Origin of the sequence: Streptomyces sp. WAC05292 (assembly GCF_003949955.1) — a bacterium.
In the GTDB taxonomy this organism is placed as follows: domain Bacteria; phylum Actinomycetota; class Actinomycetes; order Streptomycetales; family Streptomycetaceae; genus Streptomyces; species Streptomyces globosus.
In genome coordinates this window covers 1-7665 of record NZ_RPSE01000312.1, presented here as the reverse complement: position 1 = coordinate 7665, position 7665 = coordinate 1, and the positions used below count along the sequence as shown (strand labels likewise).

The window sequence follows — 7665 nt, the reverse complement described above, 5'->3', positions numbered from 1 at the left end:
GACCTCCTCCGCGTCTCCCAGGCCCTCCGCGACTCCCCGGTGGTAGCGGCACTCCGCGGGGCCCCGACAGCGTCGACGCCCCGCGGAGTGCCGCTACCACCGGGGAGTCGCGGAGGGCCTGGGAGACGCGGAGGAGGTCTCGGGGGCCCGTCGGGGTGTCCGGGGGGAGGTCTTCGCGGGAGCCGATGGTTCTGCCGTCGGGGTCTGCCGAGTGGGCGCGTACCGCTGCCGAGACCATCGCCGCCTCGCCCACCGTGCGGGCCGTGTCCTCGTCGGCTCCGCCGGCCACGGCCAGTTCGTACGCGCGGTCGCGGTGGCGTTCGTCGAAGTACGGGCCGAGGTGGAGGAACGCGTCGTGGATGTCGGACTCGCGCTGGATGACCCGCAGCTCGGGCGGTGACCACCAGGACATCTTCACGCACGGCGTCCCGCTGGGCGTGCACGGCTGGACCTCGGCCCACAGGGGGCCGAGGCGGCGGTAGGTGTTCCAGGTCTGCCAGTTGTCGGACATCCGCTGGCACACCAGGGGCAGGACGAACCCGACGGCGCTGACGAGGGCGCCGATGGAGGCGAGCGGAGGGGCGGCGTACGTGCTCAGGTCGTCGAGGTCGTGGCCGAACCAGCGGGCGACCACCGCGGAGATCTTCGTGGCGTCGTAGCTGAGGTTGAACACGTACCCGGCCACGATGATCATCAGGCCGGTGCGCAGCCACCCGCGTACCTGGAGGGACCAGCGCAGGCACATGGCGACCATGACGACGGCGGCGACCAGGTGGGCCGTGAGGTACAGGGCGATCATGTACCGGATGTACGGGGTGTTGGCGTAGTAGGTGTCGAAGTCGCGCAGCCGCTCGACCGGGGCTTCGCCGAGCAGGAAGAGCACGACCAGGACGACGACGATGATGCCGTAGCCGACGATCCAGCGGCGGGAGGTGCGGCGGGTCTGTTCGGGCGGTCCGCCGCGCCAGTTCACTATGAGCACCAGGCAGGAGGCGCTGAACATGGTGATGAGGCAGTAGACCAGGGGTGCGGAGAAGTTGGTGACGCCGGTCCACCCGTTGACGGCGGCGATGGTCGGGGGAGCGGCGAACGTGAACACCGCGCCGGCCAGGATGAGCAGGGCGCAGACCGAGCGCAGCAGGGGGTCGCGCCAGTTGTTGCGCAGGGCCGGCAGTTTGAAGGCGAGTGCGACCGCCAGTGCCGCTGCCGGTATGTAGTAGTCCTGGCCGTTCAACGGTCGTTCCTGTGCCCCCGATATCCGAGCGACGCCTCGATGCGGCCCGCGAGCTGGTCGCGTTGGGCGGGGGCCCGGTGGGCGGCGCCCGCGAGCCAGGTGCGGCAGCGGCTGCCCAGGAGGAGGCCGAAGGTCTCGGCTTCGGTCTCCTCGCGGACGTCGGCGCGGGTGCGTGCGGCGACGCGGCGGACGGTCTCGCCGAGGTCGGCCTCGTCGGTGAGCAGGCGGGCGGCGACGGCGGCGCCGTCGACGTGGTGGCTGCAGTGGCCGGCCTTCATGTGCCACAGCTCGTGGCCGAGGATGACGAGTTGGTGGTCCGGTGCGGTGCGCTCCTCGATGACGACCAGGTCGCGGTCGGCGAGGTCGAGCCACAGGCCGCTGGCCGTACCGGGCGGGAAGGAGGCCATCCGGAAGTCCACCCGACGGCCGCGGTGTCTGCTCATGCCCTCGCAGAGCGCGGCGTAGAGGTCCACGGGTTCCACGGGCGCGGGCAGCCGGAGGCCGGCCACCAGTTCGCCGCACAACCGGCGCTGCTCTCTGCCTATGCTCACCGTTCTCCCCGTCGGCGTGGATCCGGATCAGGACTCAAGGATCAGACCCAGACTCTCGACTGGGTCAGGATTCGTTCGGTTTGACGCTTTCGAGGAGCATGTCCAGCCATTCGGTCACCTTGTCGCGGTGCTTGTCGCTGGGCAGCTGGGCGGCGCGCCACGCGATGCCCCGGACGCCGTGGTTCTGCAGGAGTCTTGCGAGGGGGTCGCCGGCGGACGCGGCCGGGGAGGGGACGGTCTCGCGCGTGCGGCCCGCGTAGTCCTGGAGCAGTTGCTGTTCGGTGCGCAGGAGCGCGTCGAGCAGGGCGTCGGAGTCGTGGGCGGTGAGGAAGCCCGCGTGGACGCCGAAGAAGCGCTGGATGGCGTCGCAGTGCTCCATGGTGGGGCGGCGGTCGCCGTTGATGAGCGCGCCCGCCTGCTGGCGGGACATGCCGGCGCCGTCGGCGATCTCCTGCTGGGTGTAGCGGCGGCCGTTGGGTTTCAGCCGGGTGCGCCGGAGCAGGTCCAGGCGCTGGAGGAACCGGGTCTGAAGGCAGGGCTCTCCGGCCGGTCGGCCGTCCAGCAGACTCTTCACCACGTCGGTGGGCACGCCGGAGGCCTCGGAGAGGCGGCGCAGGTCGAAGACCTTGTTCGGGTCGCGGCCCATCTTGCCCGCGAGTTCGGCGACGCGCGTGACGGTGGCTGCCAGGGACGGGTTGGCCACCGCGACGGGAGCCGGGAAGCCGTCTGTCACCAGTGGTTCTCCTAGATCGCGGCGAGTCGGTTCGGGCACATGGTCGGCTTTTGGAATCTAGCCGTTCCGCCGCCGCAGGGCCAGAACTTGCCACAGCTGTGGCGGGAATGAGCTGTCAAGAGGCTGGAATTGCCACGATAGTTGACACTCGAATGAAGTCGGTAGCAGGATCGCCACAGGAAATTGAAGATCCAGACCGTGAGGAGGGGGAGCTCTCGGTGCCACATCTCGCAGCGGTGGGCCCGTCCGATGGCCTCGCCCGAGCCGGTGAGGAGCGCCTGGCGGGCGAGGAGTCCGCACGCGGCGCAGTGCGGTCGGAGCGACGCAAGGAGATTTTGCGCCAGCGCCGCGAGGAACTGGGCCTGAGCCAGGAAGACCTCGCCGCCCGGTTGCGGATCAGCGTGCGGGCCTACGGGAACTGGGAACGCGGCCTGGTCAAGGAATGGACTGACCGCAAGCTGCTCGCCCTGGCGGAAGCCCTGGAGATGAGCGAGCGGCAGTGCTTCTGGCTGTTCCGGGTCATGGTCGACCGCGACCCCCCGCCGACCTGGCGGGCCGCCGCGGACAGCCGGCTGCCCGACGACCCCGCACAGCGCGACTACCTGGTGGACTACGCCGCCCTCATGGAGGCCGTGCCCCACCCCTCCTTCCTGGTCGACCACCGCTGGGACGTCGCGCTCACCAACTCGGCCTTCGACCGCCTCTTCCAGTCGGTCCGACCCCACCCGACCGCCCTCCCCGACGACAACTTCCTGCGCTTCGTGCTCTTCCACCCCGACGCGGCCGCCGTGCTGGAGGACCACGAACCCGCCTGGTGCGTCCCGCTCATGGCCCAGTTCGCCGGCGCCCTCGAAGCGGCACCCGAGGACGAGGGCCTGCGCAGCATCCGCCAGGAGATCGCCCGGGACCCCTTCATGGAGGCCGCCTACCGGTACGGCGTCCCCCACTGGCTGAAGACCCACGGGTCCGAGGCCGCCGAGCGCGACGGCGCCGTCCGCACCGTCCGCCACTGGGACCCGCAGGCGGGCCTCGTCCGGTGCCGGATCGTGGCCGAATCCAGCCGGATGCTCGACGCCATGGGCCTGACCCGGATCACGCTGGTCCTCTCGTCCCCGCAGGGCCCCGCGGCCGGCCCGGCGCGCGGCGGCTCCGCCCCGCACCGGCAGGGCCCGAGGCTCCGCGCCGTCCCCTCGCTGGGCGACTGAGCCCGTACGCCGCCCCGCGCGGGGGACACTGGTGCCCTCACTGGTGCGCCGCCGACCGAATGCCGCGGATCGTGGCATCGGCGGCGGCACGTGGCGAAGGCGGTAGGGGCGTGCGGCTGACCATCCTCGGCGGGGGCGGATTCCGGGTTCCGCTCGTGTACGGAGCGCTGCTCGGCGACGGCGGCGAGGGCCGCGTCACGGACGTGGTGCTCCACGACGAGGACCCGGCGCGGCTCGCCGCCATGGCCCGCGTGCTCGCCGACCAGGCGGCCGCCGCCGAGGCGGACCCCCGCACCCCGCCCCCCGGCCCCGCCCCGGCCGTCACGGCCACCACCGACCTCGACGACGCCCTGACCGGCGCCGACTTCGTCTTCTCGGCGATCCGCGTCGGCGGCCTGGAAGGGCGCGCCGCGGACGAGCGGATCGCCCTGGCCGAGGGCGTGCTGGGCCAGGAGACCGTCGGCGCGGGCGGGATCGCGTACGGGCTGCGGACCGTGCCGGTCGCCCGCGCCATCGCGCGGGCCGTGGCGCGGCGGGCCCCCGAGGCGTGGGTCATCAACTTCACCAACCCGGCCGGCCTGGTCACCGAAGCCATGGCGGGGATCCTCGGCGACCGCGTCATCGGCATCTGCGACTCCCCGGTGGGGCTCGGTCGGCGCGTCACGCGGGTCCTCGGCGCGCGCCCCGAAGACGCCTGGGTCGACTACGTCGGCCTCAACCACCTGGGCTGGCTGCGCGGCCTGCGCGTCGGCGGCCGCGACGAGCTGCCGCGCCTGCTGGCCGACGCGAAGGCGCTGGAATCCTTCGAGGAGGGCCGGCTCTTCGGCGCCGAGTGGCTGCGCGCGCTCGGCGCGATCCCGAACGAGTACCTGCACTACTACTACTTCAACCGCGAGACCGTACGCGCCTACCGGGAGGCCCGGCAGACCCGCGGCGCCTTCCTGCGCGACCAGCAGTCCGGTTTCTACGGCGAGGCCGGCCGGCCCGGCCTCGCCCCCGGGGCGGCGCTGGCCGCCTGGGAGCGGACCCGGGCCGAGCGGGAGGCCACGTACATGGCGGAGAACCGCGAGGCGGCCGGCGCCGGCGGCCGCGAGGACGGCGACATGCAGTCCGGCGGCTACGAGAAGGTCGCGCTGGCGCTGATGCGGGCCATCGCCCGCGACGAGCGGAGCACGCTCATCCTCAACGTCCGCAACCGGTCGACGCTGTCCGTCCTCGATGCGGAGGCCGTCATCGAGGTGCCCTGCCTGGTCGACGCGAACGGCGCCCACCCGGTCGCGGTCGACCCGCTGCCGCTGCACGCGGCGGGCCTGGTGACCGCGGTCAAGGCCGTCGAGCGCGAGGTGCTGGCGGCGTCGGAGAGCGGCTCCCGCGCGGCCGCGGCGAAGGCGTTCGCCCTGCACCCGCTGGTGGACTCGGCCGCGGTGGCCCGGCGGCTGGTCGACGGGTACCGGGCCGTCCACCCGGGCCTGGCGTACCTGCGCTGAGCCGCGGCGGTCACTCGCCGGGAAGGGCCGTCGGGTAGGAGTGCGCGGGCACCTGCGGAAGTGCCGGGACGAGCTCCGGCCGCCAGGTGCGCAGGACGTGCGCGGACGGCGCGTACAGGGCCTCCGGGATGTCCGCGGGCGCGAACCACTCCCATGTGGTGATCTTGTGCGGTTCGGTCACCCGGGGTGTCCCCTCGGCGGCCGCGGCGACGGCCGAGGCCGTCAGCCGGGTCACACCGCCCTGCGCGTCGATGTGCACGCCGAGGATCCGGATGCCCGCCGGGTCCGCGCGCAGGGCCGTCTCCTCGGCCAGCTCCCGGGCCGCGGCCTGCTCGAAGCCCTCCCCGGGGTCGACCTTCCCGCCGGGCAGTTCCCACCGGCCGTCGTGCGCCCGGCCGAGGAGCACCCGGCCCGCCCGGTCGCAGACGACGAGCCCGACGCCGACGACGGCATTGGGGTGCGGGGCGGCGCGCTGGGGGCGTTCGGGGCGCGTGGTCATGGGACTGTCCCTCCTGGTGTCGTGTGGCTCCGACCAGTTTGCCGGGCCGGCAAAGGGGTGTGGCACGGCGCGGGCTTCGGGCGCACCCTCGCCCGCAGACCACGGGCGACGGGCGACGGGCGACGGGCGTCGCGTTCGGGCCGTGGCAACGACGCAGGGAGGAACGCATGGACACGGATGGCGGACGGGCGTACGACGTGGCGGTCGTGGGCGGCGGCGCCGCGGGGCTCGCCGGGGCGCTGACTCTGGCGAGGGCTCGGCGCACGGTGGTGGTGCTGGACGCGGGCAGTCCGCGCAATGCGCCCGCGGAGCACCTGCACGGCTACCTCGGGCGGGACGGGGCCGCCCCCGCGGAGCTGCTGGCGACCGGGCGCGCCGAGGCGGCCGCGTACGGCGCGGAGGTCCGGTCGGCCGCGGCGGGGACGGTGCTCGCGGCCGACCGGGCGGCGGAGGGCGGCTTCGTGCTGCGGTGCGCGGACGGTTCGTCCGTGCGGGCCGGGCGGCTGCTGCTGGCGACGGGCCTGGCCGACGAGCTGCCCGACGTGCCGGGGCTGCGCGAGCGGTGGGGAAGGGACGTGCTGCACTGCCCGTACTGCCACGGCTGGGAGGTCCGCGACCGGCCGATCGCCGTGCTCGGCGGGCACCCGCTCGCCGTGCACCAGGCACAGATGTGGCGGAACTGGAGCGACCGGGTGACGCTGCTCGCGCACACCCGGCGGCCGGGCGCGCAGGAGCGGGAGCTGCTCGCGGCGCTGGCCGTCTCCGTGGTCGAGGGCGAGGTCACCGGCCTGACCGTCGGCGCCGGGGGCCTCACCGGGGTGGCCCTGCGGGGCGGCCGGAGCGTGGAGTGCCGGGCGCTGGTGGTGGCGCCGCGGTTCTCCGCCCGCGCCGGGGTGGCCCGGTCGCTCGGGCTGCCGGTGACCGGCGTGGAGCGGGACGGGGTGCGGATCGGCACCTGCCTGGAAGCGGACCCGGCGACCGGCGCGACCGCCCTGCGCGGCGTCTGGGCCGCCGGGAACGTCACCAGCCCGACGGACCAGCTGGCCGCCGCGGCCGCGGCCGGGGTGCGCGCCGCCGTCGCGATCAACTCGGAGCTGATCGAGGAGACGACGCGGCAGGCCCTCGACGCCCATCGGGCCCGGCAGGCCCCCGGGGCGCAGTAGCCGGGCCGGGCCGGCCGGGCCGCCGGCGTCCGCCGCGCACACGGCGCGAACTGGCGTGCGGGTTTCGGGCGGAGGCCGCCCGCGCAGGCTCTGGGCGATCCGGCCGGTCTACGGGGGCGAGGCGCACATGGCACACGTGCTGGTCATCGGCGGAGGCGTCGCAGGCCTCGCCACCGCGCTGCTCGCCGCACGGCGGGGGCACACGGTGGAACTCTTCGAACGCGACACCCGGGCCCCGGGCACGGCCCTCGACCGGGATTCGTTCGGCTGGCACCGCCCGGCCGTCCCGCAGGCGGCCCAGCCGCACGTCCTCCTCGGCGCGGCCCGCACCCTCCTGCGGCGCGAGCTTCCCGACGTGTACGCGGAGATGCTGCGGCTCGGCGCCCGCGAGCGCAGCGAACTCGACTGGTTCGACCCACGGCCGCCCGCGCGGCCCGGAGACGACGACCTCGTCATGGTCCAGGCCCGCCGCATCGTGCTGGAGAGCGCCCTGGTCACGGCGCTGCGCGCGGAGTCCGGCGCGGTCCTGCACCACGGCGAGCCGGTCACCGGGCTGGAGGTGGAGCGGGCCGACGCGGCCGCGGCGGAGCCGACACGGGTGGCGGGCGTGGTGACCGCAGCCGGGACCCGCGCGGGGGAGCTCGTCGTGGACGCGGGCGGCCGGCGCGGCGGCGCGGAGCGGTGGCTGGCCGCGGCGGGCTGCCGGCCGCCGGCCGTGGAGCGGCACCGGACGGGGCTGGCGTACTTCTGCCGCTGGTACCGGCTGCCGGAGGGCGTGGGGGAGGGGCCGCGC

The 7665-nt window shown here is 74.7% G+C and carries 8 protein-coding genes; 4 read left to right on the top strand and 4 right to left on the bottom strand.

Going from position 1 to position 7665, the window contains the following annotated elements:
- The 3 genes from EF903_RS25050 to EF903_RS25040 form a co-directional block, all read right to left on the bottom strand.
- The coding region (locus EF903_RS25050; RefSeq protein ID WP_260615882.1) for an MAB_1171c family putative transporter at positions 1–1234 on the bottom strand (1234 nt) is incomplete at its 3' end.
- Entirely contained in the window at positions 1231–1785 is a 555-nt protein-coding gene (locus EF903_RS25045; protein WP_114055004.1) for a toxin-antitoxin system, toxin component, read from the bottom strand. The genes EF903_RS25050 and EF903_RS25045, both read right to left, overlap by 4 nt.
- 64 nt (positions 1786–1849) lie before the next feature.
- Positions 1850–2518, bottom strand: coding sequence for a helix-turn-helix transcriptional regulator (locus EF903_RS25040; RefSeq protein WP_114055005.1), 669 nt, complete (start codon positions 2516–2518; stop codon positions 1850–1852).
- A 335-nt stretch (positions 2519–2853) separates the two neighbouring features.
- Here EF903_RS25040 and EF903_RS25035 point away from each other — a divergent pair, with 335 nt between their 5' ends.
- Both EF903_RS25035 and EF903_RS25030 read left to right on the top strand, forming a co-directional pair.
- On the top strand, positions 2854–3723 hold the full coding sequence (locus EF903_RS25035; protein WP_125546804.1) for a helix-turn-helix domain-containing protein: 870 nt from the start codon (positions 2854–2856) through the stop codon (positions 3721–3723).
- Positions 3724–3833: 110 nt separating this feature from the next.
- The gene (locus tag EF903_RS25030; RefSeq protein WP_185902809.1) at positions 3834–5210 is read left to right on the top strand and encodes a 6-phospho-beta-glucosidase; all 1377 of its coding nucleotides are present in this window, start codon (positions 3834–3836) and stop codon (positions 5208–5210) included.
- 10 nt (positions 5211–5220) lie between these two features.
- On the opposite strand, the gene EF903_RS25025 is transcribed toward EF903_RS25030, so the two are convergent.
- Positions 5221–5709, bottom strand: a complete 489-nt coding sequence (locus tag EF903_RS25025; RefSeq protein ID WP_125546802.1) for an NUDIX hydrolase — start codon at positions 5707–5709, stop codon at positions 5221–5223.
- Between the two features lie 167 nt (positions 5710–5876).
- Between EF903_RS25025 and EF903_RS25020 the strand changes: the two genes are divergently transcribed.
- Entirely contained in the window at positions 5877–6872 is a 996-nt protein-coding gene (locus EF903_RS25020) for an NAD(P)/FAD-dependent oxidoreductase (protein ID WP_125546800.1), read from the top strand.
- A 127-nt stretch (positions 6873–6999) separates the two neighbouring features.
- On the top strand, positions 7000–7665 hold a 666-nt coding region (locus EF903_RS25015; protein ID WP_125546798.1), incomplete at its 3' end, for an FAD-dependent oxidoreductase.

Bases quoted from the DNA above. Each gene is read 5' to 3' on its own strand.
- EF903_RS25020 (WP_125546800.1), top strand. From the start codon at position 5,877: ATGGACACGGATGGCGGACGGGCGTACGACGTGGCGGTCGTGGGCGGC.
- EF903_RS25025 (WP_125546802.1), bottom strand. From the start codon at position 5,709: ATGACCACGCGCCCCGAACGCCCCCAGCGCGCCGCCCCGCACCCCAAT.